This is a genomic window from Pseudomonas mandelii (assembly GCF_002251635.1).
Lineage (GTDB): Bacteria > Pseudomonadota > Gammaproteobacteria > Pseudomonadales > Pseudomonadaceae > Aquipseudomonas > Aquipseudomonas mandelii_B.
This window is the reverse complement of record NZ_NMOJ01000068.1, coordinates 1-14,263: the sequence shown is the minus strand read 5'-3', so window position 1 is coordinate 14,263 and position 14,263 is coordinate 1. Positions and strand designations below refer to the sequence as shown.

Annotated in this window: 15 protein-coding genes and 1 riboswitch; of the genes, 7 read left to right on the top strand and 8 right to left on the bottom strand. The window is 60.8% G+C overall.

Annotated elements, in window-relative coordinates:
- Window positions 1-68: 68 nt before the first annotated feature.
- A riboswitch (guanidine-I (ykkC/yxkD leader) is annotated at window positions 69-170 on the bottom strand.
- Window positions 171-447: 277 nt separating this feature from the next.
- Entirely contained in the window at window positions 448-690 is a 243-nt protein-coding gene (locus tag B7L09_RS09990; protein ID WP_094468691.1) for a hypothetical protein, read from the top strand.
- A gap of 167 nt (window positions 691-857) precedes the next feature.
- On the top strand, window positions 858-1,298 hold the full coding sequence (locus tag B7L09_RS09985) for a hypothetical protein (protein ID WP_094468690.1): 441 nt from the start codon (window positions 858-860) through the stop codon (window positions 1,296-1,298).
- 116 nt (window positions 1,299-1,414) lie between these two features.
- On the opposite strand, the gene dspII is transcribed toward B7L09_RS09985, so the two are convergent.
- Window positions 1,415-2,527 (bottom strand): enoyl-CoA hydratase/isomerase DspII, encoded by a 1,113-nt coding sequence (gene dspII / locus B7L09_RS09980; protein WP_094468689.1) that lies wholly within the window; start codon window positions 2,525-2,527, stop codon window positions 1,415-1,417.
- A gap of 132 nt (window positions 2,528-2,659) precedes the next feature.
- Here dspII and ung point away from each other — a divergent pair, with 132 nt between their 5' ends.
- Window positions 2,660-3,352, top strand: a complete 693-nt coding sequence (ung, locus tag B7L09_RS09975) for a uracil-DNA glycosylase (RefSeq protein ID WP_094468688.1) — start codon at window positions 2,660-2,662, stop codon at window positions 3,350-3,352.
- An 84-nt stretch (window positions 3,353-3,436) separates the two neighbouring features.
- Here ung and B7L09_RS09970 read toward each other — a convergent pair whose 3' ends face one another.
- From B7L09_RS09970 to B7L09_RS09955, 4 genes are read right to left on the bottom strand one after another with little or no spacing between them, the layout of a single operon-like run.
- Window positions 3,437-4,480, bottom strand: coding sequence for an AbrB family transcriptional regulator (locus B7L09_RS09970; RefSeq protein WP_094468687.1), 1,044 nt, complete (start codon window positions 4,478-4,480; stop codon window positions 3,437-3,439).
- Window positions 4,473-5,987, bottom strand: coding sequence for a tripartite tricarboxylate transporter permease (locus B7L09_RS09965; protein WP_094468686.1), 1,515 nt, complete (start codon window positions 5,985-5,987; stop codon window positions 4,473-4,475). The genes B7L09_RS09970 and B7L09_RS09965 overlap by 8 nt, the downstream gene beginning before the upstream one ends.
- A 1-nt stretch (window position 5,988) precedes the next feature.
- Window positions 5,989-6,447 (bottom strand): tripartite tricarboxylate transporter TctB family protein, encoded by a 459-nt coding sequence (locus B7L09_RS09960; RefSeq protein WP_094468685.1) that lies wholly within the window; start codon window positions 6,445-6,447, stop codon window positions 5,989-5,991.
- A gap of 58 nt (window positions 6,448-6,505) precedes the next feature.
- Window positions 6,506-7,483: a Bug family tripartite tricarboxylate transporter substrate binding protein gene (locus tag B7L09_RS09955; protein ID WP_094468684.1), complete on the bottom strand. Its 978-nt coding sequence runs from the start codon at window positions 7,481-7,483 to the stop codon at window positions 6,506-6,508.
- A gap of 391 nt (window positions 7,484-7,874) precedes the next feature.
- On the opposite strand from B7L09_RS09955, the gene B7L09_RS09950 reads away from it, so the two are divergent.
- On the top strand, window positions 7,875-8,546 hold the full coding sequence (locus B7L09_RS09950; RefSeq protein WP_094468683.1) for a response regulator: 672 nt from the start codon (window positions 7,875-7,877) through the stop codon (window positions 8,544-8,546).
- Window positions 8,539-9,927, top strand: coding sequence for a sensor histidine kinase (locus tag B7L09_RS09945; RefSeq protein WP_094468682.1), 1,389 nt, complete (start codon window positions 8,539-8,541; stop codon window positions 9,925-9,927). Before B7L09_RS09950 ends, B7L09_RS09945 begins: the two co-directional genes overlap by 8 nt.
- A 45-nt stretch (window positions 9,928-9,972) precedes the next feature.
- Here B7L09_RS09945 and B7L09_RS09940 read toward each other — a convergent pair whose 3' ends face one another.
- Together B7L09_RS09940 and ygfZ are read right to left on the bottom strand one after the other, a co-directional pair.
- The gene (locus B7L09_RS09940) at window positions 9,973-10,794 is read right to left on the bottom strand and encodes an HDOD domain-containing protein (protein ID WP_094468681.1); all 822 of its coding nucleotides are present in this window, start codon (window positions 10,792-10,794) and stop codon (window positions 9,973-9,975) included.
- A 35-nt stretch (window positions 10,795-10,829) separates the two neighbouring features.
- Window positions 10,830-11,771, bottom strand: a complete 942-nt coding sequence (gene ygfZ / locus B7L09_RS09935; protein ID WP_094468680.1) for a CAF17-like 4Fe-4S cluster assembly/insertion protein YgfZ — start codon at window positions 11,769-11,771, stop codon at window positions 10,830-10,832.
- A 149-nt stretch (window positions 11,772-11,920) separates the two neighbouring features.
- On the opposite strand from ygfZ, the gene B7L09_RS09930 reads away from it, so the two are divergent.
- Both B7L09_RS09930 and B7L09_RS09925 read left to right on the top strand, forming a co-directional pair.
- Window positions 11,921-12,175, top strand: a complete 255-nt coding sequence (locus B7L09_RS09930; protein WP_094468679.1) for an FAD assembly factor SdhE — start codon at window positions 11,921-11,923, stop codon at window positions 12,173-12,175.
- Entirely contained in the window at window positions 12,159-12,611 is a 453-nt protein-coding gene (locus B7L09_RS09925) for a protein YgfX (RefSeq protein WP_094468678.1), read from the top strand. The genes B7L09_RS09930 and B7L09_RS09925 overlap by 17 nt, the downstream gene beginning before the upstream one ends.
- Here the strand turns inward: B7L09_RS09925 and nadB are convergent.
- Window positions 12,580-14,196 (bottom strand): L-aspartate oxidase, encoded by a 1,617-nt coding sequence (nadB, locus tag B7L09_RS09920; RefSeq protein WP_094468677.1) that lies wholly within the window; start codon window positions 14,194-14,196, stop codon window positions 12,580-12,582. The genes B7L09_RS09925 and nadB overlap by 32 nt on opposite strands.
- Window positions 14,197-14,263 lie beyond the last annotated feature (67 nt).

Here is a 14,263-nt window from a genome sequence, read left to right as displayed (position 1 = left end):
TTGAGCATGGGGCTTCTCCAGTTGATCAAGGGCGAGCAGGAGCAACGCGGCACCGTGAACGGTGGCTTGTCTCCCGGGCTTTTATCCCGCCGTGTAACCTCAACTGGAGGTCGCCAACTCTCGGACCAGCCACTCGCGATCAGCGAGCCGGAACCCTAGTCAGCCATTGCAAATTGTGGTGCCGCGAACCTTGTGATGACTCCTGCACGGGTTTGCTAAAGCGAGAGCCGTGCCAAGTTGGTTTGAGGGCTCTAGGGTAGGGGATTGCGCGATGAGCGCTTGGGGCAGGGGAGGCGGTGTTGCCTTGTGATGGTGCGTGGGTGCACCGCAATGGATCGGGCTGGCCGCTGATCTGAAGGTCCGGGCCGCTCGGCACTCAGCTTGGGATTGCCAGTCAAAAGTGGTGTCAGCCGGCCTGTTCCGGTTGTGGTCTTTCAGGAGGCCGCCATGTTTCGTCGACTGTTGTTCGGTGTGGTTTTCGGTCTTGGGTTGTCCGGCTGCTATTACTACGCCGGTGGCTACGATGTTTATTCCGCGCCTTATTACTACCCCGGCTATTCACCCTATTCCTACTATTACGGACCGCGCTACTACTACGGCCCGCGCTTTTATGGCGGTTATCGCTATTACTATTGGGGTGGACACGGGCCACGTCATTACGGCGGTGGATATCGCGGTGGCCACCATTAATCAGCGGGTGAATAGATGAAAAACCTTTCATCGGCGACTTGTTTCAATCTGTTTCAGGAACGCACCAGATTTGGAAAACGATGTCTGATCTTTCGACAGTCACCGAATAATTGACTGTCGCCTGCCAGCGTCGCTGGTATGGCTCACTCGCGGTCCAGGAGGCCGCCATGCTCTGTCGAAAACAGCTCCGCCGAATTCTTCTGATTGCAGTAGTGGGATTGTCTCTTGGTGCGTGCGTGCCCTATTCCGATGGAGGAGGCAGCTACTACAGTTCCGAGGTCTATACCTCGCCAGCGCCCGCCTATTATTCCGGTGGCGGACCTTACTATTCAGGTGGCGGCGGTTATTACACGCCGCCACGCCGGTACTACGCGCCACCGGCGCGGTATTACCAGCCAACGCCGCGGTATTACCATCAGCCGCGGGTTTATCAACCGGCACCCCGTTATTACCAGTCGCAACGGGGCGAATACCGGGCCCATGGTTGGGACGGCCGTAACCGCGGCGGTTGGAGCAACGATGACCGTGGCAATGGCGGGCGCAATCACGGCGGACGAGGCGACCATAACGGTCGCGGCGATCACGATGGCCGGGGTGGCCGTCGTTAACCTGATCAGTTAGACGCACTACTGTGGGAGCGAGCCTGCTCGCGATGGTGGACTGTCAATCAACTTAATGTTGGATGACAAACCGCTATCGCGAGCAGACTCGCTCCCACATTTTTTTAGTATTCCGACAGATCCGCCAGCGGATGCCGACCTTCCCAGACCTTGTGAAAGTGCGCTTCCACCACCGCATCCGGCACCGTATTGATGTCCTGCCAATGCCAGTGCGGTTTCTGATCCTTGTCGATCAACCGTGCCCGCACCCCCTCGCTGAACTCCGGATGTCGGCAGCAGTTGAGGCTTATCGTGTATTCCATCTGGAAGACCTCGGCCAGCGACATGTGCCGGGCGCGGGCGATCTGTTCCCACACCAGATGCGCGGTCAGGGGCGAGCCTTCGGTCATGGTCTTCGCCGCTCGACTTAACAGCAGGTCCGTATGGTCACGCAGAGGGCTGATGGCTTTCCAGGCGCAACGCACATCGCTGACATCCAGCAGTTCATCGATTTGCTGGCGTCGAGGCAGCCACTGCGCGGCGGGCATTTGCGCGACGGCTTCCTGCTGCAAGGCCTTGAGCAGGCTGTTGAGCTGCATGGCGGTTTGTTCCTGCCAGTTCAGTTGCAGCAGGCCTTCGATCAATTCTTCTTGCTGGTCATCGCGCAGGAAACGGTCAGCCAGGTCCAGGTCGATCGCATCGCGACCGTTCATGTGTGCGCCGGTCAGCCCCAGGAACAAGCCGAGCTTGCCGGGCAGCCGTGACAGGAACCAGCTGGCGCCGACATCCGGGTACAAACCGATGCTGATTTCCGGCATCGCCAGGCGGCTGCTCGGCGTGACAATCCGGATGCTTGCCCCTTGCAGCAACCCCATGCCACCGCCCAGCACATAACCATGGCCCCAGCAGATCAGCGGTTTGGGGTAGGTGTGCAGATTGAAGTCGAGGCGATATTCCGCTGCAAAGAAGTGCGCGGCCAAGGGCGGGACTTCTCCCGGATGAGCGCGGCAGGCTTCGACCAGGCTGCGCACTTCGCCGCCGGCGCAGAAGGCTTTGGCGCCGTTACCGCGCAGCAGAACGCAGACAATTTGCGGATCTTTGGCCCAGGCGTCCATTTGATCGCGCAGGGCGCGGATCATGGGCAAGGAGAGGGCGTTGAGCGATTTTTCGGCATCCAGACTGGCAATGCCGATGCGTGCGCCGTCGGTGCCGGTGAGTTCTTCGAAGTGCAGATTCATCGTGACCTCGATAGGGAAATTGAGCGTTCAGTATGATCGCTATGTAGGAAAGTGCCGGATCTGCGTCAGATCAATTGACAAGCATGGTCAGCTTTCCTAGGGTTCGCCCCATTGTTTTTGCCGGATGTAACCATGACTGCTGATGACCGTATCAAACTCGAACCGGGCTGGAAGGAGGCGCTACGTGCCGAATTCGACCAGCCTTACATGGCAGAGTTGCGCAACTTCCTGCAACAGGAGCGCGCGGCGGGCAAGGAAATCTATCCTCCGGGNCCGCTGATTTTCAATGCGCTTAACTCCACGCCGCTGGACAAGGTCAAGGTGGTGATCCTCGGCCAAGACCCGTACCACGGCCCTGGCCAGGCCCATGGTCTGTGTTTTTCGGTGCAACCGGGTGTGCCGACGCCGCCGTCCCTGGTGAATATTTACAAAGAGCTCAAGCGCGACCTGAACATCGACATTCCCAACCACGGTTGCCTGCAAAGCTGGGCCGATCAGGGCGTGCTGATGCTCAACACCACCATGACCGTGGAGCGCGCCACTGCCAACGCGCANAAAGACAAGGGCTGGCAGTTTTTCACGGATCGAATCATTGAAGTGGTCAGCCAGCAGCAACCGCATCTGGTGTTCATGCTGTGGGGCGCGCATGCACAGAGCAAACAGAAACTGATCGATGCGACCAAACACCTGGTGCTGACGTCAGTGCATCCGTCGCCGCTTTCGGCGTATCGCGGGTTTCTGGGGTGCGGGCATTTCAGCCGGACCAACAAGTTTCTTGAGCAGAACGGTGAAACGCCGATTGAGTGGCGGTTGCCGCCAGTCTAAAAGCTTCGCGGGCAAGCCTCGCTCCTACCGGACTTGCACTGGACCTGTAGGAGCGAGGCTTGCCCGCGAAGGCTCCAATTCGGTCTACCGGTCTGGTTCCGGCTCGCGATTCCAATACCTGAACAACGGTTCCGCCAAAAACAGCACAAACAACAGCCGCATCACCTGCATCGCCGTCACCAGCGGCACCGACAATTGCAGGGTCTCCGCCGTCAGGCTCATCTCGGCAATGCCGCCGGGCATCATGCCCAACGTCAGCGAACGCAAATCCAGATGCGTCAGCGCACTCAATCCCAATGCCGCCGCCGTTGCGATCAACATGGTCAACACCGTCCCGATCAAGGTCCTGCCCATAAAGGAAGGCGCCCGCCGGAAAAACTGTCGATTGAAATGGCAGCCCAAACCGCTGCCGATCAGCCATTGACCGATCTGGCTGCCGCCGTCGGGCAAGCCGATGTGCAAATCCCAACCAATGCTCACCGCCGCACTCACCAGCAACGGCCCGAACAGCCACGGATTGGGTTGACGAAGACGTTCCCAGAGCCAGGCCGCCAGCGCACCTGCCGGGAATAGAAGGGCCAGCCACCACCAATTGACGGTGCTTGGGTGCAAGACCGGTGCGCCGTAACCCAGCAAGTATTTGAAGATCGCCGGCACACACAGCACCACCACCAGCACGCGCAAACTCTGCCCTGCCGCGACACGGCTGAGCACCGCGCCGTTGCGTGCGCCGAGGTTGACCATCTCCCCGGAGCCGCCCGGCATGCTGGAGAAAAACGCAGTGGCGCGGTCTTCACCGCTGCGGCGCATCAACCACACGCCGACGATGCTCGACACGCTGGTGATCAGCGCACCGAAGAAAATCAGGCCGAAGTGGCTCATCACCTGCTCGATCACCACCGGGGTGAAGTGCAGGCCGATGCCGATGCCCACCACCCATTGGCCGCATTTGCGCCCGCCGGGAATCTCCGCCAACTGCCACGGCGTCAGGCAGCGCACCAGAATGATCGCCAGCAACGAGCCGACCATATACGGCAAAGGCCAGCCGACGAGGCTGGCCAGGTAACCGCCCAGCGCGCCGACCAGCGGCGTACCCCACCAGGCTTTGAAGGGTGTTCGATCAGACATCGGCGACAACGCGCCGGGCAACCGAGCGTTTGCGCCAGATCCGCAGGATCGGCACCAGCAACATCACCGCGATCAACGCCCACACCCCGAACGTGATCGGGCTTGACCAGAGGATGTCCAGCGCACCGTTGGAGATCGACAGTGCACGGCGCAGGTTTTGCTCCATCAGGCCACCGAGGATAAAGCCCAGCAGCACCGGCGACAGCGGGAAGTCCAGCTTGCGCAGGAGGTAGCCGAAGATGCCGATGCCGACCATCAGGAACAGGTCGAAGGTGGTGGCGTGAACCGCGTACACACCGATCGCGGTGATGATGGCGATCACTGGCACCAGCGCCCAGTTCGGCACGGCGAGGATGCGCGTGAAGATGCGGATCATCGGGATGTTGAGGATCACCAGCATGATGTTGGCGACAAACAACGAAGCGATCAGGCCCCAGACGATGTCCGGCTGTTGTTGGAACAGCAGTGGGCCGGGGGTGATGTTGTACAGCGACAGGGCGCCGATCATCACCGCCGTGGTGCCCGAACCTGGCACGCCCAGGGTCAGCATCGGCACCAGCGCGCCGCACGCGGAAGCGCCGATCGCGGTTTCCGGCGCAGCGAGGCCGCGCATGTCACCCTGGCCGAATTTACCGCTGGCACCGGCCAGGCGTTTCTCGGTCATGTAGGCCACGGCACTGGCCAGTGTCGCACCGGCACCCGGCAGCACGCCCATGATGAAGCCCAGCAGGCCGCAGCGGATGTTAACCACGAACACCGAGGAAGCTTCCTTCAGGTTGAACATCATCCGCCCAGTGGCCTTCACCGCTTCCTGGCCACGGTGGGTTTTTTCCAGCAGCAAAAGAATCTCGCTGATGGAGAACAGGCCCAGCACCAACACCACAAATTGAATGCCATCGGTGAGGTGGATGTTGTCGCCGGTAAAGCGGTACACGCCGCTGTTGGCGTCGATACCGACGGCCGAGAGGAACAGGCCGATCAGCGCTGCAACAAATGTCTTCAGCGGTTTGTCACCGGCCATGCCGCCGAGGCAGACAATCGCGAAGACCATCAGTACGAAATATTCCGCCGGGCCGAAGGCAATCGCCCATTTGGCCAACAAAGGCGCAAACAGCACCATGCCGCAGGTGGCGATGAACGCGCCGATGAATGAACTCCATGCCGACAACGACAGCGCTACACCGGCCAGGCCTTTGCGGGCCATCGGGTAGCCGTCGAGGGTGGTCATCACGGTGGAGGCTTCGCCAGGGATGTTCAACAGGATCGAACTGATACGGCCGCCGTACTCGCAGCCCAGGTACACCGCTGCCAGCAGGATCAACGCCGATTCCGGCGGCAGGCCCAGGGCGAACGCGATGGGGATCAACAAGGCCACGCCGTTGATCGGGCCCAGGCCCGGCAGCAGGCCGACCACGGTGCCGATCAAGGTGCCGCACAGGGCGGTCACCAGGTTATAAGGGGTCAGTGCAACGCCGAAGCCCTGGCCCAAATAGCTGAACGTATCCATATCAGTTCTCCAGAACTTCAAGCAGGCCGAGGGGCAGCGGTACATCCATGGCTTTATCGAACAGCAGGTAAAGGCCGATAGCCATCAAGGTGACGATCACCACGCTCGGCAACCAGCGGCCGCCATACAGGCGTGCCATCGGGATGCCGATCAGCATGCTGCTGAGGATGAAACCCAGGGACTCGAAGGTCGCGGCAAACACGATCAACAACGTGACGCAGATACCGATCTTGACCAGCGTGTCGCGGTCCAGGGCGGGTTCTTCCTCGGTGTGCTTGGTCGGTTGTGGGCGGAACAGCATGTAAACCAGACCCAGGCCCATCAGCCCCAGCATCAGCAGGGGGAAGGCGCGTGGTCCGATTGGTTCGTAGGAAAAAGGCGCCTGGTAGGGCCAGGCCATCAGCACCAGGCTGAGACAGGCCAGCAACAGCACCGAAGCAAAAATGCGTTGTAAGAGCATGGGAAACTCCTGTGCCACGGCCCCGCAAAACGGGACCGCAGCCGCTAGACAGAGGCGATCACTGGATCAGGCCGAACTCTTTGGCCAGCACTTTGTAGTCAGCCACCTGTTTCTTCACGTAGGTGTCCAGCTCCGGGCCGGTCAGGGCGAACGGGAACAGCTCGCGCTGGTCACGCAGCTTGGCGAAGTCTTCGGAGGCCAGCAGTTTGTCGAACGCGTCTTTCCACCAGGCGTAGTCGGCGTCGCTGACTTTTGGCCCGAGGTAGAAGCCGCGAACTACCGGCCAGACGATGTCGTAGCCTTGCTCTTTGGCGGTAGGAATATTCTTCATTTCCGGCTCGTCCAGGCGCTCTTCGGCGAACACGGCGAGCAGGCGCATGTCGCCGCTGAGGATGTGCGGCATGGAGTCGGAAATGTCGGTACTGCCCACCTGGATATGGCCACCGAGCAGGGCGGTGGCGATTTCGCCGCCGCCTTCGAGGGCCACATAGCGCAGTTCACGCGGGTTGATCCCGGCGGCCTTGGCAATCAGTGCGGTTTGCATCCAGTCCTGGCTGCCGACGGTGCCACCGGAACCGATCACTACGCTGCCTGGATCTTTCTTCAAGGCTTTTACGAGATCGTCGAGGGTCTTGTAGGGCGAATCGCTTTTGACGGCAATGGCACCGTAACTGGTGCCCACCGCCGCCAACCAACGCACGGCGCTTTCATCGAAACGACCGAATTTGCCTTGGGCCAGGTTCAGCAGCGAACCGCTGGACCACGCCACCAATGTGCCGGCATCGGCCGGACGTTGAGCAACCACTGCGTTGTACGCCACCGCGCCGACACCGCCGGGCATGTAGGTCACGCGCATCGGTTTGCTCAGCAGCTTTTCGTTCACCAGCGCGCTTTGCGCCAGTTTGCAGGTCAGGTCGAAACCACCGCCGGGCGAGGCCGGGGCGATGCACTCCGGGCGTTTGGGNTCGGCCATCAGTTGGCCGGCGAACAGCATGCAGCTGGCAGCGAGGGCGAAACGGCGCAGTGATCGATTCATTATTGTCTCCACGGGAGTTTTTGTTTTTGGGGATGTTTCAGGTGCGGCGGTTTCGCGCCGTGCAGCCGGTAGGGGCGCTGACAAGCGTGAACGAGGGGGATTGAAAAAACGGGTGGGACGGGCAAACCTGAAGCTGTCTGGCCAGCATGGTGCAGTACCTCGTTATTGTTCTTATTGGCGAAAATGCATCAAGGCATTTTTCGGGAGCTACATTTCAAAGCACGATTGGGTGGTCCGCAGTCGAAACCATCCGTGGGGCGACTCTAACGGGCCAACCTTTCACTAACCTTTCAGTTGGCTTTCACAGTTTTCAGGCTTCACAGCGGCGGATGCGGCTGTAAACTCCGCGCCAAAGAATGGCGTCGACCATCCCTGAATGAGGTAAAGATCCATGCGTGTCCTGCTCGTTGAAGACCATTTGCAACTCGCCGAAAGTGTTGCCCAGGCGCTCAAGAGCACGGGTTTGACCGTCGACGTGTTGCACGATGGGGTGGCCGCGGACCTGGCCTTGAGCAGCGAGGAATACGCGGTGGTGATTCTCGATGTAGGGCTGCCGCGCATGGATGGTTTTGAGGTGTTGGCGCGTCTGCGGGCCCGGGGCAAAAACCTGCCGGTGCTGATGCTGACCGCACGCAGCGACGTCAAGGACCGGGTGCACGGGCTCAACCTTGGCGCCGACGATTACCTGGCCAAACCTTTCGAACTGACCGAGCTCGAAGCCCGGGTCAAAGCCCTGTTGCGGCGCAGTGTGCTGGGCGGTGAGCGTCAGCAGCGCTGCGGCGTGCTGGCCTATGACCTGGACACTCGGCGCTTCACCCTCGGTGAAGAATTACTGACCCTGACCTCGCGCGAGCAGGCGGTCCTTGAAGCANTGATCGCCCGGCCCGGCCGCGTGATGAGCAAAGAGCAACTGGCCTCTCAGGTCTTCGGCCTGGATGAAGAAGCCAGTCCGGATGCGATCGAAATCTACGTCCACCGTTTGCGCAAGAAGCTCGACGGCCAACCGGTCGCCATCGTGACGTTCCGCGGCCTCGGCTATTTGCTGGAAGCGCGCGATGCATAAGCCCAGCAGCCTGCGCTGGCGCCTGCTGTGGAACCTGGCGCTGTTGCTGGTGGTGTTGATGCTGGCCAGCGGCATGAGCGCGTACTGGAATGGTCGCGAAGCCGCCGACACGGCTTATGACCGGACCCTGCTGGCGTCGGCGCGGACCATCGCCGCCGGCGTGTCCCAGCGCGATGGCAGCCTCAGCGCCGACGTGCCTTATGTGGCGCTGGACACCTTCGCCTACGACAGCGCCGGGCGCATTTATTATCAGGTCAATGACATCAATCAGAAGCTGATTTCGGGCTACGAAAACCTCCCGGGCCCGCCCCCAGGGACGCCGCGTACCGATGACTATCCGGCCCTGGCACGCTTCTATAACGCCCAATACCGTGGGCAGAACGTACGCGTGGTGAGCCTGCTCAAGCCGGTGAGCGAGCCGAACATGAACGGCATGGCGGAAATCCGTGTTGCAGAAACCGACGAGGCTCGGGTCGCGATGGCTCGCAGTCTGGCGGCGGACACGTTGCTGCGTTTGGGCATGTTGGCCATCGGCGCGTTGCTGATGGTGTGGTTTGCGGTCAGCGCGGCGTTGCGTCCGCTGGAGCGCTTGCGCACGGCGGTGGAAGAGCGTCAATCGGATGATTTGCGGCCGTTGCCACTGGTGGAAGTGCAGCATGAATTGTGGCCGCTGGTGCGCGCGCTCAATCACTTTACCGAGCGTNTGCGCGGCCAGTTTGAGCGGCAGGCGCAGTTTATCGCCGACGCCGCCCACGAACTGCGCACCCCGNTGGCGGCGCTCAAGGCGCGACTCGAACTGGGCCTGCGTTCAAACGAACCGCAAACCTGGCGCAGCACCCTGGAAACCGCTGCCCAAGGCACGGATCGCCTGACGCACCTGGCCAATCAATTGCTTTCACTGGCGCGGGTCGAGAACGGGGCCCGGGCGATTGCCGAGGGCGGCGCGCAGTTGTTGGACCTGAGTCAGTTGGCGCGCGAGCTGGGCATGGCCATGGCGCCGTTGGCCCATGCGCGCGGCGTCGCCCTGGCGTTGGAGGCGGACGAGCCGGTGTGGCTGCGCGGCGAACCGACGCTGTTGAACGAACTGCTGAGTAATCTGGTGGACAACGCCCTTGCTCACACGCCGCCGGGGGGCAATGTGATTCTTCGGGTTACGGCGCCGGCGGTGCTGGAGGTCGAGGACGACGGGCCGGGGATTCCCGTTGATGAGCGCGATCGGGTGTTCGAGCGCTTTTATCGGCGCAACCAGCAAGTGGCCGGGTCCGGGCTGGGGTTGGCGATTGTCGGGGAGATCTGCCGCGCGCACCTGGCGCAGATCAGCCTGCATGATGGTGAGTCGGCGGGGTTGAAGGTGCGGGTGAGTTTTATCGCGGGGGAGTGAAACACCTTACCTGTGGCGATCCGACAAGCCCCCTCGCCACAATGATCAATAAAACATCGACCGCGATTCTTCCAGTTCCCGGCACATCGCTTCATTCTCCGGGTCGATCCCCAGTTTCTTGAACGCCGGCACGCTGAACGCATCGATACGGGCCAGCGGGTGGTCGGTGTCCTTGTGGCAATACAGGCTGGCCACCTGAACCAGGTCGACATAATCGACTCGCTCGGACTGGCGCTTGAAATCCAGGTACAACCCCGGCAACTGCACCAGCATTTCCGGAAACTCCCAGACCCGGAGCAGTTTGTCGCCGATCAAGGGATGAATGCGATCGATGACATGGTTGAGGCTGACCGGGTCAGACAGCAATTCGTAATGGTCTTCGGCGTAGGTCAGGATCGGCAGCACGCCAATCTGATGCACCAGCCCGCCAAGGGCTGCCTGATCTGGTTTGAGTTGCGTGTAACTGCGGCACAGCGCATAGCTGACGCCAGCGATTTCCAGGCTTTTACGCCAGACATCGCGCATTTTTTGAGCCACCACCTCAGAGCGGGCGTGGAAGATTTGTTCCATCACCAGGCCGATGGCCAGGTTGCTGCTGTAGTTGGTGCCCAGCCGGGTGATGGCGGTGTGCAGGTCGGTGACTTCCTGGGTCGCGCGCAGCAGCGGGCTGTTGACCACTTTGATCAGGCGCGCCGACAGGGCGGTATCGCGACCGATCACTTTGCTCAAGTGGCTGATGCTGATCTCCGGGTCTTCGGCGGCCTGACGAATTTTCAGGGCCACTTCCGGTAATGTCGGCAGAACCAGGTCATCGTTATCGATGGCCTCAACCAAATCCTGTTGGACCTTATCCGCCAGCTCGCTCATTTCTTTTCTCTAGGGTGTTACAACAAATGCTGCGGTTAACGCTGGATTTCGCGATCGCGATCCAGTTGATAAGGCAGGTCGAGCAGGTGCAGGGCTGGCCCTTCGAGGGTGCCCAAATGAATGTCGCCACCTTCTGCTGCTTCGGCTTGGAGCACGGCCAGGAGTTCAATGTTTTGCCCGGCGTTGGCGGCCAGCACCACTTCGCCGATAGAACTGCCATGGGACGGGGAAAACAGTTGTGTGCCGGGCTCGGGCAATTCGCTGGCATCCAGNCTCAGGCGATAGAGGCGACGCTTGAGCTTGCCCAAATACTGCATGCGCGCGACGATTTCCTGACCGGTGTAGCAGCCTTTCTTGAAGCTGACGCCGCCGACGGCCTGCAGGTTGAGCATCTGCGGGATGAACAGTTCGCGGGTTTGCGGCATGACCTGGCCGATGCCTGCGCGGATCTGGCCCAGCAGCCATTGATTCAGAGAGCCTTCGGTCAACAGGGCGGACAGCTTGCCTTTGGTGACGTCGGCCTGATCGGCAGCGACCCACAGTTCAGCGCGGCCCGGCGAGACACGAATGGCGATCAGACCTTCATGACGCACGACGCTGTCGGTGTCTGCCGGCAGCTCAAGACCCAGGCTGCTCAGTGCGGCATCGCCATGATCGAGGCCGAAGCGGACCCAAGCGGCGCTTTCATCGGTCAGTTTGGATTTGGAGAACACAGCGTATTTTTTCAGATCGGCCAGTTGCGGTTCGAGCAGTTCGGTGGCCATGGTCATGAGCACGCCATCACCTTGCAGGAGGATGCGAAAACTCGACTGCATGCGGCCTTTCTGCGTGCAGCGGGCGCCAAGACTGGCCTGGGTATCGCTCAGATAATTGAGGTTGCAGGTCAATTGGCCTTGCAGGAATTTGCTGGCGTCCGCGCCGCGGACTGCAAGAACGCCTTCNTGGNGCAGGGTGCAGAAAAAAGCAGAATCGGCCATGGGTCATCGCAGGGTAAAGAGTCTGGGGGACATCATAAGGGGGCGCTCTCGAAATGGGTAGTTCACAAAGGATCGATGGCGCCCGACCAAAGCCGAGTGTTCGACCGGGCCTGGGCCTGTATACTTGCCNCCTATTTGAGGAGCGCTCCATGGTCGAAGAAGTAGAAATCAATCGCCTCTACTGGCACAGCCGTCGCGGCATGCTCGAGCTTGACGTATTGCTGGTGCCGTTCGTGAAGGAAGTCTACCCGCACCTCAACGACGTCGACCGCGATTGCTACCGCAAGCTGCTAGAATGCGAAGATCAGGACATGTTCGGCTGGTTCATGGAACGCGCCGAATCTGAAGATCCGGAGCTGCAGCGCATGGTTCGTAAGATTCTGGACCGTGTCCAGCCCAAGTAATNCCTTCGAATGCCGCTGGCAGGCCTCTCGGCTGTTGCTGGCGGCGTATCTTGTGGCCCAGCTGTTCGCGCTGGGCTCTTTGTTTGTTCTTTCCATACCGCTCTGGGCCAGTCTGCTCGGTATAACGCTGTGTGTGGTTCATGGCGTCTGGCTGCTGCCGCGCCAGATTTTGCTGACACATACACAGGCATTTCGCGGCTTGCGTCGCGATGCCGATGGCTGGCAGTTGTGGAATCAGGCTTCAGGTTGGCAGCCCGTGCAACTGCGACCGGACAGCCTGGCGTTGCCAATGATGGTGGTCCTGCGTTTTCGACTGCGAGACGAACGACGGGTTAGATCGATCTGCGTTCCCCGCGATTCGCAGGCGGCGGATGTGCACCGACGCCTGCGGGTTCGGCTCACATTCAGTCGACGTAGGTGGGCGGCACCAGAATAGTGTCCAGTGCGACGGGCAGCATCTGCGGGTAGTCGAGGGTGTAATGCAGGCCGCGACTTTCCTTGCGCTCCATGGCTGAGCGGATCATCAGTTCGGCGACTTGGGCCAGGTTGCGCAACTCAATCAAGTCGCGGCTGACCTTATAGTTGCTGTAGAACTCGTCAATCTCATCCAGTAGCAACCGCACGCGATGCTGCGCGCGTTGCAAGCGCTTGTTGGTGCGCACGATGCCCACGTAGTCCCACATGAATCGCCGCAGTTCATCCCAGTTGTGCGCAATGATCACGTCTTCGTCGGAATCGGTGACCTGACTGGCATCCCAGACGGGCAGGGCGATCGGAATCGAAACCTGCGGCAACTGTTCCAGAATGTCCGCCGCTGCCGAACGGGCGTAGACGAAACACTCCAGCAGCGAGTTGCTCGCCATGCGGTTGGCGCCATGCAGGCCGGTAAAGCTGGTTTCGCCAATCGCATACAGGCCGGGTACGTCGGTGCGGCCATGCTGGTCGACCATCACGCCGCCGCAGGTGTAGTGCGCGGCCGGCACCACGGGGATCGGGCCTTTGGTGATATCGATGTTGAACGCCAGGCAGCGCTCGTAGACGGTGGGGAAGTGAGTCTTGATGAAGGCTTCGGGCTTGTGGCTGATATCGAGGTAGACGCAGTCGATGCCCAGGCGCTTCATTTCGTGGTCGATGGCGCGGGCGACGATATCCCGTGGTGCTAATTCTGCGCGTGGGTCGAAGCGCTGCATGAAACGCTCACCATTCGGCAGTTTCAGATGTGCGCCTTCACCGCGTAGGGCTTCGGTGATCAGGAAACTCTTGGCTTGCGGGTGATACAGGCAGGTGGGGTGGAACTGATTGAATTCCAGATTGGCCACCCGGCAGCCCGAACGCCAGGCCATGGCGATGCCATCACCGCAGGCGCCATCGGGGTTGCTGGTATAGAGGTAGACCTTGGCCGCGCCGCCCGAGGCGAGAATGGTGAAGCGTGCGCCGTAGGTGTCGACTTCACCGCTGGCACGATTGAGTACGTAGGCGCCGAGGCAGCGTTCGCCGTCCAGGCCCAGGCGTTTTTCCGTGATCAGGTCGACGGCGACACGCTGCTCCAGCAATTCGATGTTGGGGCGTNGTCTGGCTTGGGCGAGCAGGGTCTTGAAGATCGCCGCGCCGGTGGCGTCGGCCGCGTGGATGATGCGCCGATGACTGTGGCCGCCTTCACGGGTCAGGTGAAACTCGAAGCCGCCGTCGTCACTGCCAGCGTGTTCGTCGCGGGTGAACGGCACGCCCTGATCGATCAGCCATTGGATGGCTTCGCGGCTGTGCTCGACGGTGAAGCGCACGGCGTCTTCGTTGCACAGGCCGCCGCCGGCGTTGAGGGTGTCATCGACGTGGGATTCGACAGTATCGGTGTCATCCAGAACGGCTGCGACGCCGCCCTGGGCCCAGAAAGTCGAGCCGTTGGCGAGGTCGCCTTTGCTCAGTACGGCGATGCGCAAATGATCGGGCAAGGTCAGCGCAAGGCTCAAACCGGCAGCGCCGCTGCCAATCACCAGAACATCGTGTTGAAACTGTTGGCTCATTTAAGGATTCCGCAAAAAGCGATCCGGGTTGGGGTTGGCGCAAGACGCCTGGATCGGCGAATCAAAG